Genomic DNA, 25,060 nt, shown 5'->3' with positions numbered 1-25,060 from the left:
CACGTTTATAATGGTAGCCCCAACGGGATTCGAACCCGTGTCTCCACCTTGAGAGGGTGACGACCTTGACCTCTAGTCGATGGGGCCTTTTTTACTGGCTGGGGAACCTGGATTCGAACCAGGATTACCTGATCCAGAGTCAGGCGTGCTGCCGTTGCACCATTCCCCAATCATATATATCCAATATCTGTGTCCATCACAGCGAAGGGTATATTATCATGGTCTTTATGAAACTGCAACCCTTTTCTTTTTAGAGTAACGAGAAGATCGATTTGAATTTTTTAAGAATACCTCTTCAGGAAAGAGCTTTGAAATATTTAATGAAATAGAATTTGACAAGTCTGAAAATAATATATAAGATAGCGCTACTTTCAAGGATACAAAATACACTAATAGCAAGGAGGGGAACGCAGTGAATATCAATTGGAATATTTTAATTAACATAATAATTATACTCCTAGTTATTATTAGCTGCGGGTCCTCTTCCGGAGCGCCTACTGGCATTTGATTTTTTAGCCGGCAGACTTTTCGGGGTCGGACCCTTTTTAGGGCCCGACCCCTTTTTTTATCCGGTTATCATAATCATATTAAATTTTTAAAAAGCTAAATATTTAAAGATATAAATGAGGCTTATCACTGCGCGTCTTTCTTTTTTTGAATATTCAAATATTGATAGGAGGGGTTTTTGTGAAACAGGAAGAAACGGAAAGGGAACAATGGGGAAGCCAAGTTGGTTTTCTCCTCGCATCAGCAGGATCAGCAATTGGTCTTGGTAATATTTGGCGTTTCCCCTACATTACAGGGAAAAATGGAGGAGCAGCTTTTCTAGTGATATACGTTATTTTGGCATTCACTATTGGAGCGTCAATAATGCTGGCAGAGTTTGTCATCGGGCGTGCGGCGAAAAAAAATGCAGTGGGAGCTTTCAAGGAGCTAAAGGGAGGGGCCTGGCCTATCGTTGGTTGGATGGGACTAGTTGTGGCTTTTATTATCCTCTCGTACTATGCAGTTATAGGGGGATGGACTTTCGCTTATATTTTCAAGTCGTTCACAGGCCTCATGTCTCTTCATGATACGTCGGCTGCTCAGAATGCTTTTCTAGGCTTTATTGCCAATCCCACTCAAGTTCTTTTTGCTTTTTTTGCTTTTATGCTTATGGTTGTTCTTGTAGTGTATAAAGGCATTGGACAAGGTATTGAGCGGGCCAGCAAAATCCTCATGCCAGGACTTTTTGTCATCATACTCATTCTTGTTGCCAGGGCTTTGACGCTTCCCGGAGCATCGAAAGGTGTTGCTTTTTATCTTAAACCCGACTTTTCCAAAGTTACTGGGGGCACGATTATTGATGCTTTGGGACAGGCTTTTTATTCCCTTTCTCTCGGCATGGGGGTCCTCATTACTTTTGGCAGTTACATTGGCAAGAATGAAAATATTCCAAAATCAGTTGCCATAGTTACTCTTCTTGATACCCTTGTTGCTTTTCTTGCAGGATTAATCATTTTCCCTACTGTTTTCTCTTTTGGTATTGATGCGGGAGCAGGTGCAGGCCTTACTTTTATAACTTTGCCCGCAGTCTTTTCGAAGATGTGGGGTGGTATGGTTTGGTCGGGGCTCTTTTTTGCACTTCTTTTTATAGCTGCACTTACCTCGTCGGTATCTCTTTTTGAGGTGGTCGTTTCTTACTGTAAAGATGAATTGGGCTGGAGCAGAGGAAAGAGTTCCTTTCTTATGGGAACGGCTATCTTCCTTCTTGGAATTCCATCAGCTCTCTCCCAGGGTGCCTATCCCATTAATCTTTTTGGTAAGAGTTTTCTCGATGCCATGGATTGGATCTGCAATAACATTCTTTTAACTACAGGCGGTCTTTTGATCTCCCTTTTTGTAGGATGGGTTGTAACAGATAGAATCAAAGATAATGTTTCCAATAAAGGCAGACTCAACTTTGCCTTTATGTCACCGTGGCTTTTGATACTGCGTTTTTTTGCTCCTATAGCTATTGTTCTAATTATGTGGAATGGCCTTCGTTAGGGGCTTTTCATAAGTAGAGAGGACATCTTAATTTTATAAGATGTCCTCTCTTTTTTTTAGTTGAAAACCTTGTGGTATAGTGTATCGTATATCATCCTATGGGAGTCTACCTTTGAGATAGAAAATTAATGAAAATTGTACAAGGAGCGTGACAACGGATGAGAACGAACAGCGCCTCATATAAGGAGATGCTGAAAAAACGCCCTCTGAATGTTCAGGCTTTGTGGGGAAATGAAGAAGTTGGATTAGTCAGTGGTCGTGATATTGTTCGAGCTTTTAGAGAAGCGAATGCTATTATTCTTGCTGCTAATGCACGAAACCCCTTGACGGTAAAAGGAGTTTTCAGAGCTGCTAAAAAATTGAATGCTGCTGTTTTTATCGAGATTGCAAAGTCAGAATCGACATATTGTGCTGGCAATTTTGATAACCTTCCAGAATATGCAGTGAAAACATCTTCCGAGTTGGGGCATGGTGTAATTTTTGGCCTTCACGTCGATCATTATGCTATTAAATCCGAAGCGGATCTTTTTAAGGCAGTGAGTCACATCCCTTCGGTTATTCAAAAGGGATGGACCTCTGTTGCTATAGATGCATCTCATCTGCCAGATTGGGAAAATTTGTGCAATACTCGAGATGTAGCTATGCATATTCCTGCCTATCTTGGCTTAGAAGTGGAAGTTGGCGAGATAAAAGGGCCAGGGGAATTGACAACAGTAGAAGAAGCAAAATTCTTTATCGGTGGCCTCAATGCTTGGGGAATTTTCCCTGATTTGCTTGCTATATCCAATGGAAGTCTTCATGGGACTTACGATACAGGACAACAAGAGGGTATCGACCTTGATCGAACGTTGGAAATAGCTCAGGCAATCCGCCCTTATGGTGTTTCCATCGCACAACATGGTATCTCTGGAACTCCTATAGAAAAAGTTGCCAAATTTGCCAAGTATGGGATTAACAAAGGGAATGTAGCTACTCTTTTCCAAAATATAGTATTTGGAATCAAGATGGATCCAGATACAGGAAATGCTATAACAGAAAAAGGTTCTTATGTAAAAGAATCTCACCGAGGTGTTTCTGAAGAGACATGGAAGAAAATTGTGGAATGGTGCGATGCTCAGGGCTACAGCCGTAAAGATGGAAATTATAAAAAATCCAACCTTCCTATGGGCAAGTATATTATGAATGAATCTCCTGAGATCATCGGGCGTATCATAGATGAAACTGAAGAGTGGGCTACGCGTTTTATAAAAGCCTTTAATGCAGAAAACTCAGCGGAAAAAGTGCTGGAAGTAATTTCTCGACGGCAGGATTATAACGGGGCTCCTGAACAAGCTATTTTGGGAGCTCGGGCCAATTATAATAAAGAAACAGCGCCAGATCTTAGCAAAAAGGATAATAAAGACTATTCCGACTAGCTTCGCCGCAGGGTAGAGCGGAATCGCGAGTGAAGCCCACATCCGCTCCGGGGCTGGAGTGGTGTGGGCTTTTATGTATAATATAACGCCGAGAGGAGGGGGAGATAGTAGATGCCAAGATTAGGGATCCTTTGTCGATATGAACAGCATCTTCCATTGACGGAGGCCACTCCTCGTATATCGCTTTTTGAGGGGGAAACGCCTCTTTTCCCTCTACGCCATCTCAGCCGAGAACTATCAGTGGTTCTTTGGGCAAAATTTGAGGGTCTGAATCCAACGGGGTCTTTTAAAGATCGCGGAATGGTTATGGCCGCTGCTAAAGCATTAGAGGAGGGGAGTAGAGCCTTTATTTGCGCCTCTACAGGTAATACCTCTGCTTCTGCAGCTGCTTATGCGGCACTGGTAGGGCTGCCTTGCTTCGTGTTGCTCCCGGCAGGGAAGGTGGCTCTTGGTAAGCTGACACAAGCTCTTATACATGGAGCCAAAGTTGTAGCGATTCGAGGAAATTTTGATGAAGCCTTGGAACTAGCTCATCAAGGAGCTTTAGCGAAAAAACTTACGCTTGTTAACTCTTTGAATCCTTTCCGCCTTTTGGGACAGAGAACTGCTGCATGGGAGATTTGCGATGAATTGACAGATATGCCTGATTGGATTGTTCTTCCAGTAGGCAATGCGGGCAATATTAGCGCCTACGGAGCAGCCTTGGAGTATTATCGAGAAATAGGTAAAATTCATAAAATACCTCGCCTTATAGGGGTACAAGCAGAGGGGGCAGCTCCTCTTGTCTTGGGACATACGATAGAGAACCCAGACACTATAGCTGCTGCTATACGCATAGGAAACCCCGTGAATAGGGAGAAAGCTTTGCATGCAGTAGAAATAAGTCGAGGGCAGTTTTTTTCTGTTTCTGACGATGAAATTCTTTCAGCACAGAAAGAATTGGCTTCTCATGAAGGCCTTTTTGCCGAGCCCGCATCTTGTGCTCCTGTGGCGCTACTCTGCAAACTTAAAAAATTAGGCAAGCTTCCGGAGGGCATTCAAATTGTGGTGGTCCTTACAGGGAATGGCTTAAAAGATCCAGATGCACCTCTCCAGGGGATTCCCGATCTAAGTGTAGTCGATGGAACCCTAGAAGCTCTTGGAGGCATATTGGGCCTATGAGACACCTTTTTCGAGTTTGTGCGTCTGATCCGAAGGGGACTATCGGAGAAGATGCCCCAACTCGTGTGTTCTATTTTTTCGAGGCATAGAATCCGTTTTCGTTTTTTTGTTTTGTCGGAAGAGAGTGAAGGATTTTGTCTCTTATAAAATAATAACAGTCGGGAGGTTCTCATAATGCAAAATATAAACAGAGAAAAGACCTCAAGTCTCATTTTTCTTGATCTGGATGTGGCGAAAGTAGCCCTCCTTGGAGTGCCAGATATTCCAGGCATAGCAGCCTCCCTCTTTGCAGCCCTTGCTGAAGTGGAAATCGATGTAGAGATGATTGTTCAGAGCGTTATGAGAGGACAAGTGAATGATGTAGCTTTTTTAGTGAGAAAAAGCGGGCTTGAGGGAGCTATCCGTGTTTGTCGGGCTGTTTCTATGGAGATTGATGCTCAAGGGGTTATCTTCGATACAGAGATAGCAAAGATATCTGTTTCTTCGTTGCCCTCTGATAAGAGGGATTTCCCTGCTAGGGTTTTTAGCGCTCTAGCCCATCAAGGAGTAAATATTGATATGATTTTAGCTCTTCCTTCTAGCGTAACGTGTGTTGTAGCTGCAGCGAAGGTAGAAGAGGCTTTCGAAGCGTTGAAACAAGAACTTGGGGGCTGTGAGTAGATAAGTTTAGATTATGTCTCCGGGCTTGCCATGCGAGAGCGTGAAAAGGTAGAATAACGGCGGCATTTGAATGTCTAATTTTTTTCTTAGAATGGTGTGAGTGGGATGCATAAATGCTTAAGACAGCTAAGGTTATTCGTCCCCTTTTGTTTCCTTTTAATTTGGTCGGGGGTTCTTTGGGGAGAAGAAGCCCGGATAACAGCGGAAAATATGTCTTATGATTCCAAAACGGGGGCTTTTGTAGCGGAAAAAAATGTTCGAATAGAGCGAGTGGAGTTATTTATTACAGCTCCGCGAGGAGATGGAAATCTCAAGAGTCGAAAAATAACCCTCAGTGGGGGAGTTCATATTGGCGGGAAGTGGGAGCAGGAGCCAGTTGATCTTTCCTGTAATTCTTTAGATGGTGATTTGTCTCAGGATGGTGAATATATTCTTCGAGAAAAGGTTTCCGGATACTTCGGCACTCGTTCCATTGACGCTGATGAGCTTAATATGAGTAAAATAGCTTTCTCTTCAAAGAAAGTGCGGAAATTTGAGGATAGCCAGCAGAAAATTTTTGTTTCAGCTGAATCGGTGAAGGGTACCATAAAAGAAGGACAGACCACAGATATAAACGCTTCAGGAAATGTGGTGATAATTTTTACCGGCACAGATGGGCAAAAAACCCGTATCACCGGTTCCACGGCTACCTATTCAAAAGCTCAGGACTTGTTGCGAGTACGTGGGAACGCAGTAGCTCTGCAGTTGGATCGCACTTTACGGGCAGAAGAGATCTTGTACTCGCCAGGAACAGGTAAAATGGAGGCCTCAGGGCAACCGCAGGTTACTTTTCAGCTTCATGAAAAGAAAGGGAACGATGCAAATGAGCGCAAAGACTCTTAAAGCTCGAGAGGTCTGCAAAGCATACAAGGGAAGAACTGTGGTCTCTTCTGTCGATATTGATGTGCATATGGGAGAGATTGTGGGGCTTCTTGGTCCTAATGGGGCTGGTAAAACTACGACATTCTATATGATTGTAGGTCTTATAAAGCCAGATTCTGGACGGGTTATGATTGATGAAAAAGACATCACTTCTCTTCCGATGTATCGCCGAGCAAGAATAGGAGTAGGCTATCTTCCTCAAGAGGCATCAGTTTTTAGAAATCTTTCAGTGCAAGAGAATATAGAACTTGTTTTACAGGAACTTGGTCGGCCTAAAAAAGAGATAGAGAAAATGGTGGAGCACATTCTTGACGAACTGGGGCTTACCGATCTGGCAGATGTTCCAGGTTATGCTCTCAGCGGAGGAGAGCGACGGAGGGTAGAAATCGCACGGTGCCTTTCTATCATGCCGGATTTTGTTCTGCTAGATGAGCCCTTTAGTGGTATTGACCCCATAGCAGTCTACGATATCCAGCAAATCATACTAAGCCTGAGAGCGAAAGGGTACGGTATATTGCTTACAGACCATAATGTGCGCGATACTTTGGCGATTACTGATCGTACATACTTAATTCACCAGGGCGAAATTATTATTGAGGGCCCACCTGATGAAGTAGCTCAGAGCGAAGTCGCTCGCAAATTCTATTTAGGCGATCGCTTCTCTTGGTAAAGAAGAGGGATATTTTTCCATTTGCCAGAGAGTAGCAAAGATATAAGTTCTAATGCTGCATTTTGAACTGGCAGAGAAAGGGAATCACCCAATTCTTGCGAATATGGTTGTATTCCGATAAAAATAATAGGTATTTCTTGAGCCTTTTCTTTTAACAACAGATCTAAGGGGAGTCCGTGAGTGCTAAATGTGGCATTTTGTATTTCTTCAAAGGGTATCTGACGTGTGGATCCCGGAGGAAGCCCCATATCGGCTGCGTCTACTATAAGCAGCAGGTCTGGGTGTTGTCGTTGCAAGTCGCCAATATAATTTTCCGGAGTTGTTTCGCAATTAATAGCGCAGATGGGATGTTCCATCTCTTTTTTCTGTAAATATTGGGCGACAAACGGACCAACTCCATCGTCACCAAAGAGGGGATTTCCTGTACCCCAAAGAATAATAAAGCTCATATAAAGTACCTCATTTCCTTGTTGTTCAGGAGGCGTCGTTCATGTCCTCTCGTGTTTCCAGAATGGTTCGCCACGCATTAGTTATGATGGTGGGAACTTTTGCCAGCCGAATTTTAGGGTTGGCTCGTGAAATTGTTACGGCAGCTCTTTTTGGTGCATCGAGCGAACTCGATGCTTTTTATATTGCTTATACTTTAGCAAATTTATCCCGACAAATGTTGGCTGAAGGAGCTTTGTCGGCGGCATTTGTTCCTGTTTTTTCTCAAAGCTTGGCTCAAAAAGGCAAAGAGAGGGCAGCATATCTGGCGAAACAAGCTTTTTCTATTCTCCTCATTGCCGGATTTTCAGTGGTCTTAGTGGGGATATTCTTTTCCCCCCTTCTTGTGAAAATTATGGCCCCTGGCTTCGATGCTGTCAAAGCATCTCTCGCTGTCTCAATGACGCGTTGGCTGTTTCCGTTCCTATTACTTGTTTCTTTAGCGGCTTTGGCCATGGGAGTGCTAAACAGTCTCGATTCTTATTTTGTCCCGGCCATAGCGCCAGCTCTTAGTAACGTTGTTTATTTATTGGTTCTGTTTCTGTTGGTTTCTCGTTGTGGGATATGGACCCTTGTTGTTGCTGTTTTGGCTGGAGGTGTTTGTCAATGGGGGCTTCAATGGTTTTGGAGTGCCTGGAAAGGTGTTCCTCTTGTACCAGCGAAGCCTGATCGTCATGATAAAGATCTGAGAAAAATGATGACACTCTTTTTCCCTTACGCATTAGGACTTTCCCTTAACCAGGTCAATCCGGTAGTGAGTCGGATGTTAGGGTCTTTTTTACAGGACGGAGCCATCTCAGTATTGAACTACGCCAATAGAGTAATACAACTCCCGTTAGGACTTTTCGTCATAGCAATCTCCCAAGCTGTTTTGCCAGAACTTTCACGATGTGCAACTGGTGATAACCACGAGTTTAAAGAGACTGTTCAGGACTCCGTTCGTTTTGCTCTTTTTATAGTACTTCCGGTAACAGTGGGACTGATTCTTGTCTCCGACGAAGTTGTTAATTTTCTTTTTTATCGAGGTGCTTTTGATAGTTGGGCCTGGCATGCCACTGGTAAGGCTCTTGCAATGTACGCTTGGGGGTTACCCGGCATGGCTTGTACTACCATTTTTTTGCGGGGACTTTATGCTCAGAGCAGCCCTCGGGCAGCTTTAATGGTCACAGCTTCCAGCGTGGTATTCAATATTATATTCTGTCTTCTCCTAATCAAACCCATGGGGTTTTCAGGGCTTGCTCTTGCTACTTCTCTCGGGTTTACGGTCTCAGCTATTGTAGGTGGATATTTACTTTCGAAAGTTATGGAAAAACCTCTTCATATCTTTACCGTACAATGGAGCGGCCGAATAGTAGGAATTTTAGCTATTATGTCTGGTGCTGTTTGGCAATACCGGAAATTTTTACTCTACCCAGTTGGAGCTTCTCTTCCCATGAAAGGTATCTGGATTTTAGCAGTTTTCATTATTGGAGCAGTGGTATATGGAGGCTGTACATGGTTCTTTAGTTTTAAAGAATGGGGATGGCTTATGGGGGCTTTCTCTAAAAAACGTTCCTTCAGAGGAGAGAACATGGATGACAAAAAATAGATCATTAAAGTTGTTTTTACTCGTGATATGTGGATTCACTTTAATTTCTTCTTGCTCTTGTATTGCAGAAGCAAAAGAGTTGCAGCAGCTCATGGATGAGCGAACCGTTTCCTTCTGGATTGAAGGTGAAGTTTTGGGAGATATGGTCATAGGGGCCAGGGCGCAAGTTGCCCTCGTATATATTGATGGAACCCTCTCTAAGGCTCTGGTCTCTGATCCCCAGGCTCCTGAGTGGCTAAAATGGCATGCTAGCCATTTTAGCAGTAAAGATTTGAAGGGAAGGGCTCTCTTTGCTATGCGTTATAAAACTCAAAAACGATGGAATTTTGAGCCCAAAATGTTACAGATCGGTGATTACGTAATAAAAGATGAAGATGTTTTAACGAGCAAAGATTTTATGATAGTAGGGGACATTCCTCCAGATACTACGGGAACTTTAGCTTTTTCCGTCCCGGGGAAATACGTAAAAAAAGGACAGAATATAACTGTAGTCTGTGGAAAGGATTCGGAAGTCTTTGCCGTCCCAAAGAGGTGACAATAGTGAATTCTAATTTTTTGACCTTGGGAATAGAGAGTAGCTGTGACGATACGGCTGTTTCTGTTCTAGAGGGGCAACGTAATGTTAAAGCAGATTTTATTTCAAGCCAGATCAAAGAACATGCCCCTTTTGGAGGTGTTGTTCCGGAATTTGCATCGAGAATGCATCTCGAAGCGATTTTACCCCTTATACAGGCGGCCTTTAGCCAAGCTGGAATTAGTTCTCCTGCTTCAGAACTTTCCCTGATAGCAGTTACCGCAGGTCCGGGACTCATGGGATCGCTCATGGTTGGAGTCATGACAGCTAAGGCCTTTGCCCAATCATGGGGAGTACCTCTATTAGGAGTTAATCATCTGGAAGGCCATCTCTTTGCTAATGTAGTGGCTTCTGAAGATCTTCTTCCTCCTTTTATCTGTCTCATCGTTTCTGGGGGGCATACTGAAATTATACTTGTAGAAGATTGGGGTCAATATCAGCTTCTCGGAGAAACAAGAGATGATGCCGCTGGAGAGGCTTATGATAAGGTTGCAAAACTCTTAGGCCTCGGATATCCTGGGGGGCCTGTTATTGATAGGCTGGCACAACAAGGAAATCCAGAGGCTTTTCGTTTTCCTGTTCCTCTTAAAGGCAGTAATGAAATTGCTTTTAGTTTTAGTGGTTTGAAAACGGCGGTACTTTGGACAGTAAATGAGTTGCAAAAAAGCAAGACAGATCTACCTGTTGCAGATATTTGTGCCTCTTTCCAGCGAGCGGCTGTTACGGCGTTAGTTTCCAAACTGGAACGGGCCACTGAAGTGACGGGGATTCAGAAAATAGCTATATCAGGAGGAGTAGCTGCTAACAAGGGTCTCAGAAAAGAGTTATTGAAGAGGAAATATTGGGAAGTATTTATCCCGCCTGTGATTAGATGTACTGATAATGCCGTTATGATAGCTGCTGCTGGATATAATAGCTTTCAGCGAGGGAATATTTCAGATCTTTCTCTTGCTCCTAACCCTTCTTGGCACCTGCTTTCGTAGTGATGAGTATCAAAAACTGATAAAAAGAGAGATATAAAGAGATAGTATTGTATTTATAGGTATAAACTCTATTATTTATGATTATTTATCCTTGAGATAAAAAAGCATGAGAATTAATATTTAAACCGTTCAGTTAGCACTCGACACGAAGGAGTGCTAACATCTTAAAGGATAATATTTCAAGGAGGGATTTTCGAATGAACTTAAAACCGCTTGGTGATCGTCTCGTTGTTAAGGTCATCAATCAGGAAGAAAAAACCAAGGGAGGCATCGTTCTTCCAGATACTGCCAAAGAGAAACCCCAGGAAGGGGAAGTTATAGCTATTGGAACTGGGAAAGTGCTTGAGAACGGACAGAAGCTTCCATTGGAAGTTAAAGTTGGTGACCGTATCATATTCAGCAAATATGCCGGTACTGAGATTAAGCTTGACGGAGAAGAGTTTGTGATCTTCAGTGAGCGAGACGTTCTTGCTATTGTAGAGAAATAAGAGACGAGATAACTAAGGAGGAATGTAAAAATGGCGAAGATCCTTACTTTTAATGAAGATGCACGCCATGCTATGTTGCGTGGTATTGATAAAGTAGCCGATACAGTTGGTGTGACCCTTGGGCCTAAGGGGCGCAATGTAGTTTTGGAGAAAAAATTTGGATCCCCTACTATTACGAACGATGGTGTTACCATTGCAAAAGAAATAGACCTTGAGGATCCTTTCGAGAACACAGGGGCACAGCTGGTCAAAGAAGTTGCTTCTAAGACCAATGATGTAGCTGGTGACGGTACCACTACAGCTACAGTACTTGCCCGAGCCATTATCCGTGAGGGAATGAAAAACGTAGCAGCTGGTGCTAATGGCATGTTGATGCGCCAGGGAATTGAAAAGGCCATTGATTTTGTAGTGGACGAACTGAAGAAGATGGCTATTCCCGTGAAAAATCGAGATAAGATTGCTCAGGTTGCCGCTATCTCTGCTAATGATTTTGCTGTTGGACAGCTTATTGCTGAAGCCATGGAGAAAGTGGGACAGGATGGCGTCATTACTGTGGAAGATAGCCAGACTGTAGGAACGACTCTTGAGATGGTAGAAGGACTTCAGTTTGATAAGGGGTACATTAGCCCTTACATGATCACTGATCCTGAGAGAATGGAAGTTGCTTTTGATGATGCGTATATCTTGATTCATGATGGCAAGGTAAGCAACATTAAAGATCTTCTTCCTGTTCTTGAAAAAGTTGTCCAGACTGGAAAGCCTCTTCTGATCATTGCTGAGGATGTGGAAGGAGAAGCCCTTGCCACTCTAGTTGTGAATAAGCTGAGAGGTGTCATGCAGATAGCTGCCGTTAAGGCTCCTGGCTTTGGCGAGCGTCGCAAGGCAATGCTGAACGATATTGCCATTGTGACTGGTGGCCAGGTTGTGAGCGAAGATCTGGGCATTAAACTTGAAAGCGCTGACATCTCTATGCTTGGTAAAGCTAAAAAGATTCGTATCACAAAAGAGGAGACCACTATTGTAGAAGGTGCTGGTTCCTCTGAAGAGATCCGCAAACGCGCAGCTCAGATTCGAAAAGAGCTTGAGGAATCCACTTCTGAGTACGATAAAGAGAAACTTCAGGAACGTCTTGCCAAACTTGTGGGTGGCGTAGCCGTTGTTCAGGTCGGTTCAGCTACAGAGACGGAGCAGAAAGAACTGAAGCATCGTATAGAGGATGCGTTGAATGCAACAAGAGCAGCTGTCGAAGAAGGCATTGTAGCTGGCGGCGGAGTTGCTATCATCAACTGCATTTCTTCTCTTGATAAGTTTATAGGGAACCTTGAAGGTGATGTGAAAACTGGTGGAACGATTATTCTCAATGCTCTCACGGCACCTCTTCATTTGATCGCCCAGAACGCAGGGTATCAGGGTGATGTGGTGGTAGAGAAAGTTCGCGGTCTAAAAGCAGGTCAGGGACTTGACGCAGCTACTGGCGAGTATGTGGATATGATTGAGGCCGGCATTATCGACCCTGTAAAAGTAACGAGAAGTGCCCTTCAGAATGCTGGTTCTATTGCTGCCATGGTTCTCACCACAGAGGCTATTGTGGCTGACAAGCCAGAACCCAAGAGCGCTGCTCCTATGCCTGGTGGAGCAGGAATGGGTGGTATGGAGGGAATGTACTAGGAGTAAGTTTTCCACTCCAATAAGTTGTTATAAAAAGCCCCCTTTAGGAGCGGTCAGATAGGGATTTATAATCTCTGAAAAATTCGGCATAGTCGTTAATAGCGGCTATGCCGTTTTTTAGTTTAGTTTGGTAAGTTAATTGCGCCAATGCAGTTATAGAAAATCTGAATCTTCTGGGTTCTGCGACCATCGACTTTTTCAGCCTTGAATACAATAATTTTGTCAATGAACTCTCGGATAATTTCTGCATCCAGTTCTGTAATTTCTGTATACTTTTTAACCAGTGCAAGAAAGCGGTCAGTATTGAGGGACTGTTCATTTGTTGTATCAATAGTACGCTTTAATTTGGTTATCCTTTCTTCCAGCGCCTTCTGCTCGGCTTCATATTCAGCGGACATCTTGTAAAAACGCTCTTCGGGAATTTTGCCCATCACATTGTCTTCATATAGCTTTCTAATGATTTTGTCTATGTCAGCAATGCGAGTCTGTGCTTGTTCGTACTCCTTTTGACTTTGGCGGAGTTCTTTGGCAAGTTCCTTTTCTGAGTTATTCATAACTATACGGATGAATTCCTGTTCATGGTCTTTGGCAAAGGAGGTTACACGTCTTAAGTCTTCTAGCAAGAGCTGTTCCACTACAACATTGCGTATCTGATGTGAACTGCACATACCCTTTTTCTTGCGGTAAGTAGCACAAACGAAATATTCCTTATCGTGTGTCCATCCCTTGCCTCTAACCTGATACAGCTTTGCTCCACAGTCGGCACAAAACATCATGCCAGAGAGCATTCCCATTTCACCTAATCGCGATGGTCTTCGCTTGCCATCTCTGATTTTCTGCACTGTTTCCCAAGTGCCCTCATCGATAATTGCTTCATGGGTATTTTTGAAAACCAGCCATTCTTCTGGATTGTTCATTATCTTGACTTTGCTCTTGTAGGACTTTTTAGAAGTCTTGAAATTCACTGTGTGACCTAGATATTCCATTTTAGCCAGAATATCTGCTACGGTACGAGCCGACCAAGCATATGGGTTTTCAGGCGGTCTTGCTGGAGTGTTAATACCCATTTTGCGAAGATGAACCGTAGGTGTATCAATGCATCGCTTTTCAAGTTGCTTTGCTATCTGCGTAGGTCCAAAGCCAGCCATGCACAGTCGGAAAATATCTCTGACCACCTCGGCGGCTTTCTCATCTATAATCCAGTGCAACTTATCCTCAGGGTCTTTAATATAACCGTAAGGCGGATTGGTGCAGAGCGGCTTGCCAGACTGTCCCTTGGATTTGAACACAGCACGGATTTTCTTGCTAGTATCCTTAGCGTACCATTCATTAATAATGTTAAGAAACGGTGTAAAGTCACTGTCTGCTTGGTTTGCACTATCAATACCATTGTTAATAGCAATGAATCGTACATCTGCTTCAGGAAACATAATCTCGGTATAATAACCTACTTTAAGGTAATCCCTGCCGAAACGGGACATATCCTTGATGATAATCGTTCCGATTCTACCGGACTCTACATCTGCAATCATGCGGTTAAAGTCTGGTCTATCAAAAGTTGTACCGCTGACCCCATCATCCACATAAAATTCGATGTTGCGAAAACCGTTGTCTTCAGCATATTTTTTAGAATTGCCTTCTGGTTTACTATACTGTTGCTGTCTCCTGCAAGCTCATCATCACGTGAAAGCCTGCAGTACAGGGCAGTAATTTTTGCTTCTTCAAATGCTAATGTTGATTTACGTATAGTGCTAAATGTTGACTGTCTATTCATTTTTATCCTCCATTTCCGACAGTCTTCAAGCGGTTTAGCACTATGTATATTACCGTACTACCTTGAAGAAGTCGAGTTGAATTCCGTAGGTTTATATGAACTATCTGATAACTTTGAAAGACTTTTTGCGTTGACCGTAATCAGTCGTTTCAGCTTGGAATATGCACTTTCCTTTGCTGAATCACTTACTCGTGATTCCACCACATAGACCGTACCTCCGATATCGGATTTGGTTGTGCGACTGTTAATTTGGTTTTCCATATCGTGACCTCCTGTCCGATGTTTTGAAGGAACTGGCACTGAGCCAAATTGATGACTCAGTGCCTAATCCATTATTTAAGCTTTTATTTGTAATATTTTCAGAGCATCCGGTTGAATTAGCTTCCCATCCAATCTTTCGTAAGCAGAAAAGCCAATCTGCCCCTGCAATGCATATAATTCACTTAATTTCTTTATTGTTATTGGCTGACGCTCAATCAGCCAGTAGTATGATAAATCTCCAAATACAATGCTTTTTGCTCCTGCTGATACTGTAGGCATATATGGAGAGGTAACTACAGGCTTTCCGAAGATGGTGTTATCTGAAGAATTCCACAGATAACTGCCGCTTGTATCCTTAAGGGTTCTAAGAAGCATGGCTGTATTATCGTGCATGATAAATACAGCGTTATTTCGGTATTCATCTTTTAATGAAAAGTACAGAGAGATAATCTCGTCAAAAGAGATAGTAGCACTATCTGCTGTAGTTACATCTGCATCTGCTGTAAGGATACCTGTTGGCTGTGTTGTGCCATTTCCATTAAGCAATGCATTTTCCTCAGCCTTGCCAAAACGCTTCGCAAAATCACCAATCAGATATTTTTCAAGATTAAAGTTCATATCGGTGACGAATGAGCGGTTTAGCTTGACAAGAGATGCCAGCTTGTATGATTTCACCAGAAACTGTGTAAATGTATCGGCGCTTTCGGGGATTGGATCTCCGTCTTCAACCCAATCTGCTGTACCCGTTGAGGATACCGCTTGAATTTTACCTTCTGCAGAAGATAGATTGATAACAGTAGCAAATCTGCGGAATATATTTTCCTTTGCCAAAGCAGTGTTAAAGCCTTCTCTGAACTCATCTGGTGCGACATAGGCTCCTGCATTATCAAAGCCCTCGCTTAGATTTTGATTATTTTCTTCTTTTCCTTTCATAACATTCCAAAACGCTCTATTATAAGTTGTTGATGTTGCCATAATCGTTTACCTCCTAAATTAAAATGGATTGTGGGGTATATACCCCGTTTGAAACCGCGTTTTTTTACGCGTTGCCCCACGCCCGTTGTCCAGATGAAAAGGTGTGGAGATTCGACCTCCCCTAGGGGGTAGGTATTAACACACGGAGTTGTATCCAGTGGCTTCAGTGGTATTAAGCTTTGTAGCAAGATGTAGCAGGTAAAAACTAAACTCTCTATACGAGAGCGATTTTTTATATAACCTGTTTTTCTTGCTACAAGCTGCTACACTGTGTTTAAATAAGAAAAAATTCTTCTTCTGTCAGCTTATATCCGATAAGCATTGTGGTCATTCCACCACCAGAACGTGGTCGTTTCCGTTCTACACGAGCGATAGCTGTTAAGGCTTGTTTGAAGTTTCTTGCATTCTCTGAATAACAGCCATTGGCACTGCACCAACACTGATACCGGGCATACACTTCGGATGTCCGCACCTCACTGTTGGGGCTTTCCTCCAAGGCATCCTCGAAAAATAATGCTATTTTATCGCTGTCACGCTTATAAGCCTCCGTTGCTGTCTTAACGGAATCAGGTAAAGTCAAGCCTTCCTTTTTTAACAGCTGATAGCCTTCAATTAGCCAGTTGAGGATAGCACTCTGATTCTTCGGTTTGGCAAATTCACGTTTTAGGTTTTTATCCTGCTCGCTTTCATCAAAGTGTCGTTCAAAAGGGATAATTACCACTCTGCCGCTGGAAAACAGCGTCATATCCGTAATGACGGGCAGATAATTAGTGTTGATATACAGCTTAAACTTTGGTGAGAAGTCAAAAGAATTCTCGTGCAGAAACCTTGCATTGATGGTGTCACCACCTGTCATACTTTTTACCTGTGCGGCATTTAGGACAAGTCCTCTGCTAGGTTCGGAAATATTCACAAAGCGTACTCCTGCAAGCCGGGCAATATCCTCGCTGGGACTTGAACTGTTATTGTTATTTTTTAGACTGATTGTCTCCGGTCTTGCAGTACAGCCGTAGCTGCCTAATACCTTAAGAATGCTCTCGCATAGCGTCCCTTTACCGTTTCTCGTTGTGGCACCATAGAGAACAAATAGGCATTCATACCGAGTGTCTCCGCTGATACCATATCCGAAGGCTTTTTGTAGGAACTTTGCCTTTTCCTCATCTCCGCTCATAATTTCACGAATAAATGCATCCCATCGCTCGCTTTTTGCCTCAGGGTCATATTTAACGCTGGATATCTTTGTGAGTCTGTCCTCGCTGTTGTGGGGACGAAAATCCATCGACTTTAAAAACAATGTTCCATTAGTGCAATTTAACACAAGAGGATCTTGGTCAAATTCAGCCATCGAAATGGGATATACGCTCTGTGCATCCTTAAGTACCGTTTCCCTGTATCTTCTTAATTGCCATTTTCGGCAATAGTCAATGTATGCCTTTCTCTGATGTTCATCCTGAATAGTCAAAGCATAGGTTAGCAGTTGGTTAGCCAATGATTTACACATTTCCATTACTTTTAGATTACCGACATCAGGAATCCAAATACCATTCTCATAGCAAAACCACATCTTCCTTTCGGGAACAAAGCGGGCAAAAGACTTATAATAATCAGCAAACAGCCTGCTTGCCCCAATATCCGTCCAAGGGTAGCGATCGTTACTCTCAGGCTTAAAGCCAGTAAGAGAACATTCACCAAAATCCTCTGTAGCTGATGAACGCTTGCCACCTGGTTTATATATTTCAGTAGCATTTGCGATAGCTTTTTCTATGGTTATTATTCCATAAGTACTGCCGGACTGTGGTCTATTCCATTTATCCCGCATTAGGCCGCTCTGCCGGAAAAGTCTGTCAATCTGTCCAATATCTCTGCCACACCAAAATGCCAGCATACCGCAAAGTGCCAAATCAGCTTCACTGGCAGAAGCATAGCCTGATGTATCCCCTTGCCATAATGCTTTGAACCTTTCTCCATTTGCCGATTTTAAAGCCTTCTCAATAACAGACTTGTCAGACAGATAGGATTGACTTTCTGTATCCAGAAGTTGCTTCACAGTGGTAGGACGTAGCATATACTTGTCTAGTATCATCTGTAGTTCATTCGATTTCTCCGCTATATCACCATCTGCATATACATTGCCTGTTACGGTAACAAAACGATTTGTTGCTCCGCCCACATAGACCTCAACTCCCAGCTTTCTGTTGTTGATATAGTATTTTGTTTTGTCAAAGTTAAAGCCTGTGGCCTTAAAGAAAATATGAAGCCCTTTTTCAGATGGACTGTGTTCCATATAACAACCACTAAAAGCCTCTACAACAATTTGGGTAACAGGCTTAAGCTTACCACCACTATCAAAGCAATCATCTAAGTCGATAACACATATGTCATTACCCACCAAAAATCCGATACCATCATAATCACTTATAGCAGCTACCGCCGAACTAAAATCTTTAAATGTACCACGTTGATTTGGTTTTGCCCTTTTTCTCGTTACTGGGTTATAGGGAACTTTGGTTTTTCTACCACTTCGCTCTTCATATTTCCAACAGCAAAACTGTGGCTTAATTTTGAGTATCTGTGGCAAGTTATCATATTGTGGTTTCAGTTATTTCACCTCCTTGCCTGTTAAAAATGACCCGAAACGCTACTGTTCCAGAGGGTTTGCCTTGTTTGACACAACCTCGTTATCTTTCAAGGAATACGCTCGGAATTATCGTCATGGCATATTCACCTTGAAGTATCTCTTGCATTTCGGGGTATTCAGTTGTCAAGGAGCAGTGAGAGAAAAACTATGCTTTCATTGGGGGATTATTTTTCCTCTCACCTTATAGCCACGGTAGGGCACATTAGTTGAGGATTTTCCAAAAATAATTTTCTTCCTCATCCATAAGCGAAGAATTCTATTGATTCGAACCCCTTAAAATAAAAAAACAGCCTGTCTTTTTTCTAAGGTAAAGACGGCTGTAATGTTTATGCTTTTGCTCAAATTTGAGCGAAAGTGGTATTAAATTTAAGAAGGCTGAATGTTATAACTTTGCCTTTGGTTTTACAAATAGACTTACAGACATTTTTGTCTAAAAGTATTTATTTAAATCAAAAATAAAGGCATACACAACTATCATTATCTTTGTTAACATTGAAAAATTACTTCACAAACACAGAATTATCATGTTATTTTTGAAGAAAATGTGCTATAATGGAAAAAACATATATAAAGAGGTGACCAAGATGACCGTTAGCTATAAAAAGCTTTGGAAATTGTTGATAGACCGCGATATGAAGAAGAAAGATTTGCAAGCTGCTGCGGGAATAAGTCCATCGTCAATTTCAAAGCTTTCTAAAAACGAATATGTCAGTATGGATGTTCTTGTAAAGGTTTGTACGGCACTTGGCGTTGATTTTAAAGATATCATGGAATTAGTGCCTAATATGGTTGAAGAAAGGAAGTAGAGTTATGGAAAACAACAGAAAAGAACAGGAACGGGCGGAATTACACCGCACGATATGGAATATGGCAAATGATCTAAGAGGCAGTGTAGATGGATGGGACTTTAAGCAATATGTTCTAGGAATGCTGTTTTACCGCTACATATCTGAAAATATTACTGCCTATATTAACGCCGGAGAATGGGAAGCTGGCAATACGGAATTTGATTATGCTAAGTTATCCGACGAAGAAGCAGAACAGGCACGAGAGGATTTAGTTAAGACAAAGGGCTTCTTTATTTTACCCAGCGAACTTTTTGAAAATGTCCGAGCTCGTGCAAAGGACGATGAAAACTTAAATGAAACACTGGAACAGGTTTTCAGTAATATAGAGGCATCTGCCCAAGGAACAGAGAGTGAAGATAATTTCAAAGGTCTGTTTGACGATATTGATGTTAACAGCAATAAGCTAGGTAACACTGTAGTAAAGCGTAATGAAAAGCTGGTTAAGCTAATGAATTCTGTTGGAGAAATGAAGCTGGGAGATTACAAAGACAATACCATAGATGCATTCGGTGATGCTTATGAGTTTTTAATGGGTATGTATGCATCCAATGCAGGAAAAAGTGGTGGTGAATACTATACGCCGCAGGAGGTTTCTGAACTCCTTACCCACTTAACATTAGTAGGAAAAACTGAAGTCAACAAGGTATATGACCCCGCCTGCGGTTCTGGCTCTCTACTGCTAAAGTTTGCAAAAATCTTAGGAAAAGAAAATGTACGTCAAGGTTTCTTCGGTCAAGAAATCAACATTACAACCTACAACCTGTGCAGAATTAATATGTTCCTGCACGATATTGATTATGACAAATTTGATATTGCCCTTGGGGACACACTAACAGATCCGCAACATTGGGATGATGAGCCTTTTGAAGCCATTGTATCAAATCCACCTTACTCTATTAAATGGAAGGGCGACAATGATCCTATTTTGATTAACGATCCCCGTTTTTCTCCAGCGGGAGTATTGGCTCCTAAGTCTAAGGCAGACCTTGCTTTTATTATGCATAGTCTCTCTTGGCTTGCAACAAACGGAACAGCGGCTATCGTTTGTTTCCCCGGTGTAATGTACCGCGGAGGCGCTGAAAAGAAAATCAGGCAGTACCTGATTGATAATAACTATATCGACTGTATCATTCAGTTACCGGATAACTTGTTTTATGGTACCAGCATTGCTACCTGCATTATGGTGCTGAAGAAGTCTAAATCAGAAAATAGCACCTTATTTATCGATGCATCAAAGGAATTTGTAAAGGTTACGAATAACAACAAGCTTACACAAGAAAATATTGAGACCATTCTTAACGCATTCAAAGATAGAAAAGATATAGAGCATTTTGCTAGGCTTGTGCCAAACAGTGAAATAGCTGAACAAGATTATAACCTGTCTGTTTCTACCTATGTTGAACAGGAGGATACCAGAGAAAAGATTGATATTGTTGCCCTCAATGCTGAGATAGAAAAAATTGTGGCGAGAGAGCAGATTTTGCGGGAAGAAATAGATAAGATTATTGCGGAAATTGAGGTGGGCAAATGAGTAAGTTAGATGAATTGATTGCTGAACTTTGTCCAGATGGAGTGGAGTTTGTAACAGTGGAAGAAATTTGTGACATTACACGTGGGAGAGTAATGTCCAAAAATTATCTAAGAGAAAATACTGGTGTTTATCCCGTTTATTCATCACAAACAGCAAATAACGGTGTTTTTGGCTACATAAATACTTTTGACTATGACTGCGAATCCGTAACATGGACAACAGATGGAGCAAACGCTGGTTCTGTTTTTTATCATATTAACGAAAAATTTAGTATAACAAATGTTTGTGGATTATTAAGGGTTAAAAATAATGAACTGGTAAGTACTAAGTTTCTATTTTATGTTTTGCAAGTATATGCAAAAAAATATGTTAATGATGGTATGGGTAACCCAAAATTGATGAGCAACGTCATGGCAAGGATTTCTGTTCCCCTTCCCCCTCTAGCTGTTCAGCAGGAAATTGTCCGTATTCTGGACAATTTCACAGAGCTTACAGCAGAGCTTACAGCAGAGCTTACAGCAAGGAGAAAGCAGTATGAGTATTATAGGGATTTGCTGCTTACGTTTGGTGATGAAGTGCCACGAGTGGCTATTGATGATCTTTTTAATATTCGTAACGGATATACACCATCAAAATCCAACAAGGAGTATTGGGAAAACGGAGTAATTCCTTGGTTTCGGATGGAAGATATACGCGAAAATGGAAGAATACTTTCAAATGCATTGCAACATGTTTCAATAAATGCTGTTAAAGGAAGACCATTTCCTGCAAACTCTATAATTATTTCTACTTCTGCAACAATAGGTGAACATGCACTAATACAAACCGAGTTTTTAGCAAATCAAAGATTTACAATACTCTCACTTAAAAATGAATATCAAGATGTGAATATAAAGTACCTATTTTATTATTGTTATATACTTGGTGAATGGTGTAAAAACAACTTAACACTTGGGCATTTTGCTTCTGTTGATATGGTTGCTTTTAAGAAATTTAGAATTCCCCTCCCCCCTCTCAAAGAACAAGAGCGCATCGTAGCTATCCTCGATCGCTTTGACGCTCTCTGCAACGACTTAACCAGCGGCATTCCGGCCGAAATCGAAGCACGGCAAAAGCAATATGAATATTACAGGGATAAACTGTTATCTTTCAAGGAGGTGACGGCATGAGTATATACAACATCGTTGCCAGTACTGATGAAGCAACAGTTGTTGCTGAATATGCAGCTGAATATAATGTCCGACCTGAAAAGTATCAGAGCGAGGCAGAACTTGAGCGGGAGTTTATCAGGCAACTAACTTCACAAGGATATGAATATATTTCAGTACACAATGAAGCTTCATTGATAGAAAATCTCCGAAAGCAACTTGAACTGCTTAATGATTTTACATTTACTGATAGTGAATGGGATAAATTTTTCACAGAATGTATTGCCAATACAAATGAAGGAATTGTTGAAAAGACCAGAAAAATTCAAGATGACCATATCCAGATTCTAAAACGTGAAGATGGAACAACAAAGAACATATACCTTTTGGATAAGAAGAATATCCATAACAATCGTTTGCAGGTTATTAATCAATACGAAGAAGCAGGCGGCAAGCATGAAACTCGATATGATGTAACAATCCTTGTCAATGGACTTCCACTAGTTCATGTGGAGTTAAAGCGGCGCGGTGTTGCTATCCGAGAAGCTTTCAACCAAATAAAAAGATACCAGCGTGACAGCTTTTGGGCGGCTTCTGGTTTATTTGAGTATGTGCAAATATTTGTAATCTCAAATGGCACTCATACAAAGTATTATAGCAACACCACAAGAAACGCACATATCAAGGAACAAAGCAGTAGTGAACGTCGAAGAAGTAAAAAAACAAGCAACAGTTTTGAGTTTACCAGCTTTTGGGCAGATGCAAATAACAAAATTATTCCTGACCTTGTGGATTTTACTAAAACTTTTTTTGCCAAACATACCCTCTTAAATATACTAACAAAATATTGTATTTTCACATCTGAAGATCTGCTCCTTGTAATGCGTCCTTATCAAATAGCTGCTGCAGAACGTATATTATCACGTATTGTAGTATCAACCAACTACAAGAAGATGGGCACAACTGCAGCTGGAGGATATATCTGGCATACAACAGGCTCTGGTAAGACTTTGACCAGTTTTAAGACAGCCCAATTAGCTTCTGCCTTGCCTTACATAGACAAGGTTCTGTTCGTTGTTGACCGTAAAGATCTGGATTATCAGACGATGAAGGAATATGATCGCTTTGAAAAGGGGGCAGCTAACGGTAATACGTCCACAAGAGTTCTTCAAAGACAATTGGAGGACAGGGATGAAAAAGGAAATCCTCATGAATACAAAATCATTGTAACCACTATTCAGAAGTTGGATATATTTATACGTAAAAACAAACAGCATGATATTTATAAGAAACATGTGGTACTGATTTTTGATGAGTGTCACCGTTCCCAATTTGGCGAAATGCATCAAGCTATCACGAAGAGTTTTAAGAACTACCATATCTTCGGCTTTACGGGAACCCCGATTTTTGCTGCGAATGCCAGTTCAGGCGGCAACCCACTGCTCCGCACAACCGAGCAGGCTTTTGGAGAAAAGTTGCATACCTATACCATTGTGGATGCCATCAATGATGGGAATGTTCTGCCTTTTAGGATAGATTTTATTAACACCATCAAGATGCCTAATTACGTTAATGATAAAAAAGTCTATAGCATAGATAGAGAAAAAGCCTTAGCAGATCCACAGCGAATCAGTGAAATTGTTTCTTACGTTCTTGAACACTTTGATCAAAAGACGAAGCGCAATAGTTATTACACATTCTCTGCGAAATGGGAAGAAGCAGATAAGCACAACCCTAAAAAGATGATAGAAAAGCGTGAAACAAGGCGAGTTGCCGGTTTCAACTCCATATTTGCTGCTGCATCCATCCCAATGGCAATCAGATACTATAATGAGTTTAAGAAGCAGATAGCGGAAAAGAACCGTAACCTTACCATTGCAACTATTTTCAGTTTTAGTGCAAATGAGGAGGAGCCAGATGGACTGTTGCCTGAAGAGGATTTTAATATGGAAAACCTTGACCAGAGCTCTAGAGATTTTCTTGAGGCGGCTATCCGAGATTACAATTCCACATTTTGTACAAATTACGATACTTCCTCGGATAAGTTCCAGAATTATTATAAAGACCTCTCTCTTCGCGTAAAGAATCGGGAGATTGATATATTGATTGTTGTCAATATGTTCCTGACAGGCTTTGATGCAACAACCTTGAATACGCTATGGGTAGATAAAAACCTGAGACAGCATGGACTGATTCAGGCTTTTTCAAGAACTAACCGCATCCTAAACAGCGTTAAGACCTATGGTAATATCGTTTGTTTCCGAGATTTGAAAGAAGAAACAGACAAAGCTATTGCACTATTCGGCAATAAGGATGCTGGCGGTATTGTACTGTTAAAAACATACGAAGAATACTATAACGGCTATGATGATAAAGGTGAGTATAAGCCGGGCTATGCTGAACTGATTGCAACTCTTACAACACAGTATCCCCTTGGCCAACCTATTCTCGGAGAAGAAGCTGAAAAAGACTTTATTCGGTTATATGGAGCAATACTCAGGCTCAGAAATATTCTTACTTCCTTCGATGACTTTGAAGGAAACGAGATTTTATCTGAAAGGGATTTTCAGGACTATCAGAGCATTTATATTGACCTGTATCAGGAATATAGAAAAGGTGCTGATGGTGACAAAGAAACTATCAATGATGACATAGTTTTCGAGATTGAACTGGTCAAACAGATAGAGGTAAATATTGACTACATCCTTATGCTTGTAGCCAAATATCAACAATCCAACTGTAAGGATAAAACCATTCTTACAACTATTGATAAGGCTATCAATTCAAGTATTGAACTTAGAAGCAAGAAAGAGCTTATCGAGCGTTTTATAGAGCAAGTCAATGTATCGACCAAAGTGGATGAGGATTGGCGAAAATTCCTCCACGAGCGTAAAGAAGCGGATATTTCAGCAATTATAGAAGAAGAAAGATTAAAGCCCGAAGAAACCCGCCGTTTTATCGACAATGCATTCCGAGACGGAATGCTTAAAACGACCGGTACAGATATTGATAAAATCATGCCACCTGTATCCCGCTTTGGCGGAGGCAGAGCTGCGAAAAAGCAAGGAATTATCGAAAAACTGATGTTATTCTTCGAGAAGTATTTAGGTTTGATATAGATTAATATCAATCACTAATTCAAAAAAATATCTTTAATAAAAAACCAGTCACTTCAAGCATTCATGCCTGATTGTGACTGGTCTCTTTTTGCCCCGCTTGAAGCTGTTCATTCAAGTTTTTCTT

The 25,060-nt window shown here is 41.6% G+C and carries 21 protein-coding genes and 2 tRNA genes; 15 read left to right on the top strand and 8 right to left on the bottom strand.

Annotated features, from left to right (window positions below):
• Window positions 1-11: 11 nt before the first annotated feature.
• Window positions 12-87 (bottom strand) — tRNA-Glu (locus tag K360_RS0107970).
• A gap of 8 nt (window positions 88-95) precedes the next feature.
• A tRNA-Gln gene (locus K360_RS0107965) sits at window positions 96-169 on the bottom strand.
• 518 nt (window positions 170-687) lie between these two features.
• Here K360_RS0107965 and K360_RS0107960 point away from each other — a divergent pair.
• The 6 genes from K360_RS0107960 (at window position 688) to lptB (ending at window position 6,855) form a co-directional block, all read left to right on the top strand.
• On the top strand, window positions 688-2,028 hold the full coding sequence (locus K360_RS0107960) for a sodium-dependent transporter (protein ID WP_024822638.1): 1,341 nt from the start codon (window positions 688-690) through the stop codon (window positions 2,026-2,028).
• A gap of 158 nt (window positions 2,029-2,186) precedes the next feature.
• Entirely contained in the window at window positions 2,187-3,443 is a 1,257-nt protein-coding gene (locus tag K360_RS0107955) for a class II fructose-bisphosphate aldolase (protein ID WP_024822637.1), read from the top strand.
• A gap of 111 nt (window positions 3,444-3,554) precedes the next feature.
• Entirely contained in the window at window positions 3,555-4,604 is a 1,050-nt protein-coding gene (thrC, locus tag K360_RS0107950; protein ID WP_024822636.1) for a threonine synthase, read from the top strand.
• 174 nt (window positions 4,605-4,778) lie between these two features.
• On the top strand, window positions 4,779-5,264 hold the full coding sequence (locus K360_RS0107940) for an ACT domain-containing protein (RefSeq protein WP_024822635.1): 486 nt from the start codon (window positions 4,779-4,781) through the stop codon (window positions 5,262-5,264).
• A 105-nt stretch (window positions 5,265-5,369) separates the two neighbouring features.
• Window positions 5,370-6,146 carry an LptA/OstA family protein gene (locus tag K360_RS0107935; RefSeq protein WP_024822634.1) on the top strand — a complete coding sequence of 259 codons (777 nt, stop codon included), beginning with the start codon at window positions 5,370-5,372 and terminating at the stop codon, window positions 6,144-6,146.
• On the top strand, window positions 6,127-6,855 hold the full coding sequence (lptB, locus tag K360_RS0107930) for an LPS export ABC transporter ATP-binding protein (protein WP_024822633.1): 729 nt from the start codon (window positions 6,127-6,129) through the stop codon (window positions 6,853-6,855). Before K360_RS0107935 ends, lptB begins: the two co-directional genes overlap by 20 nt.
• Here the strand turns inward: lptB and K360_RS0107925 are convergent.
• Window positions 6,828-7,304: a hydrogenase 3 maturation endopeptidase HyCI gene (locus K360_RS0107925; protein ID WP_024822632.1), complete on the bottom strand. Its 477-nt coding sequence runs from the start codon at window positions 7,302-7,304 to the stop codon at window positions 6,828-6,830. The genes lptB and K360_RS0107925 overlap by 28 nt on opposite strands.
• 41 nt (window positions 7,305-7,345) lie before the next feature.
• On the opposite strand from K360_RS0107925, the gene murJ reads away from it, so the two are divergent.
• The 5 genes from murJ to groL all read left to right on the top strand — a co-directional run bounded on the left by murJ (window position 7,346) and on the right by groL (window position 12,642).
• Window positions 7,346-8,929: a murein biosynthesis integral membrane protein MurJ gene (gene murJ, locus K360_RS0107920; protein WP_024822631.1), complete on the top strand. Its 1,584-nt coding sequence runs from the start codon at window positions 7,346-7,348 to the stop codon at window positions 8,927-8,929.
• Window positions 8,916-9,464 (top strand): hypothetical protein, encoded by a 549-nt coding sequence (locus K360_RS10745; RefSeq protein WP_024822630.1) that lies wholly within the window; start codon window positions 8,916-8,918, stop codon window positions 9,462-9,464. The genes murJ and K360_RS10745 overlap by 14 nt, the downstream gene beginning before the upstream one ends.
• A gap of 5 nt (window positions 9,465-9,469) precedes the next feature.
• A complete protein-coding gene (tsaD, locus tag K360_RS0107910) occupies window positions 9,470-10,486 on the top strand; it encodes a tRNA (adenosine(37)-N6)-threonylcarbamoyltransferase complex transferase subunit TsaD (RefSeq protein ID WP_024822629.1) in 1,017 nt (338 codons plus the stop codon).
• Window positions 10,487-10,683: 197 nt separating this feature from the next.
• Entirely contained in the window at window positions 10,684-10,974 is a 291-nt protein-coding gene (gene groES / locus K360_RS0107905) for a co-chaperone GroES (protein ID WP_024822628.1), read from the top strand.
• Between the two features lie 30 nt (window positions 10,975-11,004).
• Window positions 11,005-12,642 carry a chaperonin GroEL gene (groL, locus tag K360_RS0107900; protein WP_024822627.1) on the top strand — a complete coding sequence of 546 codons (1,638 nt, stop codon included), beginning with the start codon at window positions 11,005-11,007 and terminating at the stop codon, window positions 12,640-12,642.
• Between the two features lie 122 nt (window positions 12,643-12,764).
• Here groL and K360_RS10740 read toward each other — a convergent pair whose 3' ends face one another.
• The 5 genes from K360_RS10740 to K360_RS0107880 all read right to left on the bottom strand — a co-directional run bounded on the left by K360_RS10740 (window position 12,765) and on the right by K360_RS0107880 (window position 18,230).
• Window positions 12,765-14,225: a recombinase family protein gene (locus tag K360_RS10740; RefSeq protein ID WP_245587099.1), complete on the bottom strand. Its 1,461-nt coding sequence runs from the start codon at window positions 14,223-14,225 to the stop codon at window positions 12,765-12,767.
• Entirely contained in the window at window positions 14,171-14,416 is a 246-nt protein-coding gene (locus K360_RS11435; RefSeq protein WP_211235531.1) for a hypothetical protein, read from the bottom strand. Before K360_RS11435 ends, K360_RS10740 begins: the two co-directional genes overlap by 55 nt.
• Window positions 14,417-14,473: 57 nt before the next feature.
• Window positions 14,474-14,677 carry a transposon-encoded TnpW family protein gene (locus K360_RS11550; protein WP_024822626.1) on the bottom strand — a complete coding sequence of 68 codons (204 nt, stop codon included), beginning with the start codon at window positions 14,675-14,677 and terminating at the stop codon, window positions 14,474-14,476.
• A 75-nt stretch (window positions 14,678-14,752) separates the two neighbouring features.
• Window positions 14,753-15,652: a phage major capsid protein gene (locus tag K360_RS0107885; RefSeq protein WP_024822625.1), complete on the bottom strand. Its 900-nt coding sequence runs from the start codon at window positions 15,650-15,652 to the stop codon at window positions 14,753-14,755.
• Between the two features lie 274 nt (window positions 15,653-15,926).
• A complete protein-coding gene (locus tag K360_RS0107880) occupies window positions 15,927-18,230 on the bottom strand; it encodes a phage/plasmid primase, P4 family (protein ID WP_024822624.1) in 2,304 nt (767 codons plus the stop codon).
• Between the two features lie 644 nt (window positions 18,231-18,874).
• Here K360_RS0107880 and K360_RS0107875 point away from each other — a divergent pair.
• From K360_RS0107875 to K360_RS0107860, 4 genes are read left to right on the top strand one after another with little or no spacing between them, the layout of a single operon-like run.
• Window positions 18,875-19,096: a helix-turn-helix domain-containing protein gene (locus tag K360_RS0107875; RefSeq protein WP_024822623.1), complete on the top strand. Its 222-nt coding sequence runs from the start codon at window positions 18,875-18,877 to the stop codon at window positions 19,094-19,096.
• 4 nt (window positions 19,097-19,100) lie between these two features.
• Complete coding sequence (locus K360_RS0107870; RefSeq protein WP_024822622.1) at window positions 19,101-20,669, top strand: type I restriction-modification system subunit M; 1,569 nt, start codon at window positions 19,101-19,103, stop codon at window positions 20,667-20,669.
• Entirely contained in the window at window positions 20,666-21,838 is a 1,173-nt protein-coding gene (locus K360_RS0107865) for a restriction endonuclease subunit S (protein WP_024822621.1), read from the top strand. The genes K360_RS0107870 and K360_RS0107865 overlap by 4 nt, the downstream gene beginning before the upstream one ends.
• Entirely contained in the window at window positions 21,835-24,936 is a 3,102-nt protein-coding gene (locus K360_RS0107860; RefSeq protein WP_024822620.1) for a type I restriction endonuclease subunit R, read from the top strand. The genes K360_RS0107865 and K360_RS0107860 overlap by 4 nt, the downstream gene beginning before the upstream one ends.
• Window positions 24,937-25,060: the final 124 nt, after the last annotated feature.

This window comes from Aminobacterium mobile DSM 12262, from assembly GCF_000526395.1.
Lineage (GTDB): Bacteria > Synergistota > Synergistia > Synergistales > Aminobacteriaceae > Aminobacterium > Aminobacterium mobile.
This window is presented reverse-complemented; position numbering and strand designations above follow the sequence as displayed.

Coding starts and splice junctions, on each gene's coding strand:
- K360_RS0107955 (WP_024822637.1), top strand. CDS start 2,187: ATGAGAACGAACAGCGCCTCATATAAGGAGATGCTGAAAAAACGCCCT.
- thrC (WP_024822636.1), top strand. CDS start 3,555: ATGCCAAGATTAGGGATCCTTTGTCGATATGAACAGCATCTTCCATTG.
- K360_RS0107940 (WP_024822635.1), top strand. CDS start 4,779: ATGCAAAATATAAACAGAGAAAAGACCTCAAGTCTCATTTTTCTTGAT.
- K360_RS0107935 (WP_024822634.1), top strand. CDS start 5,370: ATGCATAAATGCTTAAGACAGCTAAGGTTATTCGTCCCCTTTTGTTTC.
- lptB (WP_024822633.1), top strand. CDS start 6,127: ATGAGCGCAAAGACTCTTAAAGCTCGAGAGGTCTGCAAAGCATACAAG.
- K360_RS0107925 (WP_024822632.1), bottom strand. CDS start 7,304: ATGAGCTTTATTATTCTTTGGGGTACAGGAAATCCCCTCTTTGGTGAC.
- murJ (WP_024822631.1), top strand. CDS start 7,346: ATGTCCTCTCGTGTTTCCAGAATGGTTCGCCACGCATTAGTTATGATG.
- K360_RS10745 (WP_024822630.1), top strand. CDS start 8,916: ATGACAAAAAATAGATCATTAAAGTTGTTTTTACTCGTGATATGTGGA.
- groES (WP_024822628.1), top strand. CDS start 10,684: ATGAACTTAAAACCGCTTGGTGATCGTCTCGTTGTTAAGGTCATCAAT.
- groL (WP_024822627.1), top strand. CDS start 11,005: ATGGCGAAGATCCTTACTTTTAATGAAGATGCACGCCATGCTATGTTG.
- K360_RS11435 (WP_211235531.1), bottom strand. CDS start 14,416: ATGAATAGACAGTCAACATTTAGCACTATACGTAAATCAACATTAGCA.
- K360_RS11550 (WP_024822626.1), bottom strand. CDS start 14,677: ATGGAAAACCAAATTAACAGTCGCACAACCAAATCCGATATCGGAGGT.
- K360_RS0107885 (WP_024822625.1), bottom strand. CDS start 15,652: ATGGCAACATCAACAACTTATAATAGAGCGTTTTGGAATGTTATGAAA.
- K360_RS0107875 (WP_024822623.1), top strand. CDS start 18,875: ATGACCGTTAGCTATAAAAAGCTTTGGAAATTGTTGATAGACCGCGAT.
- K360_RS0107870 (WP_024822622.1), top strand. CDS start 19,101: ATGGAAAACAACAGAAAAGAACAGGAACGGGCGGAATTACACCGCACG.
- K360_RS0107865 (WP_024822621.1), top strand. CDS start 20,666: ATGAGTAAGTTAGATGAATTGATTGCTGAACTTTGTCCAGATGGAGTG.
- K360_RS0107860 (WP_024822620.1), top strand. CDS start 21,835: ATGAGTATATACAACATCGTTGCCAGTACTGATGAAGCAACAGTTGTT.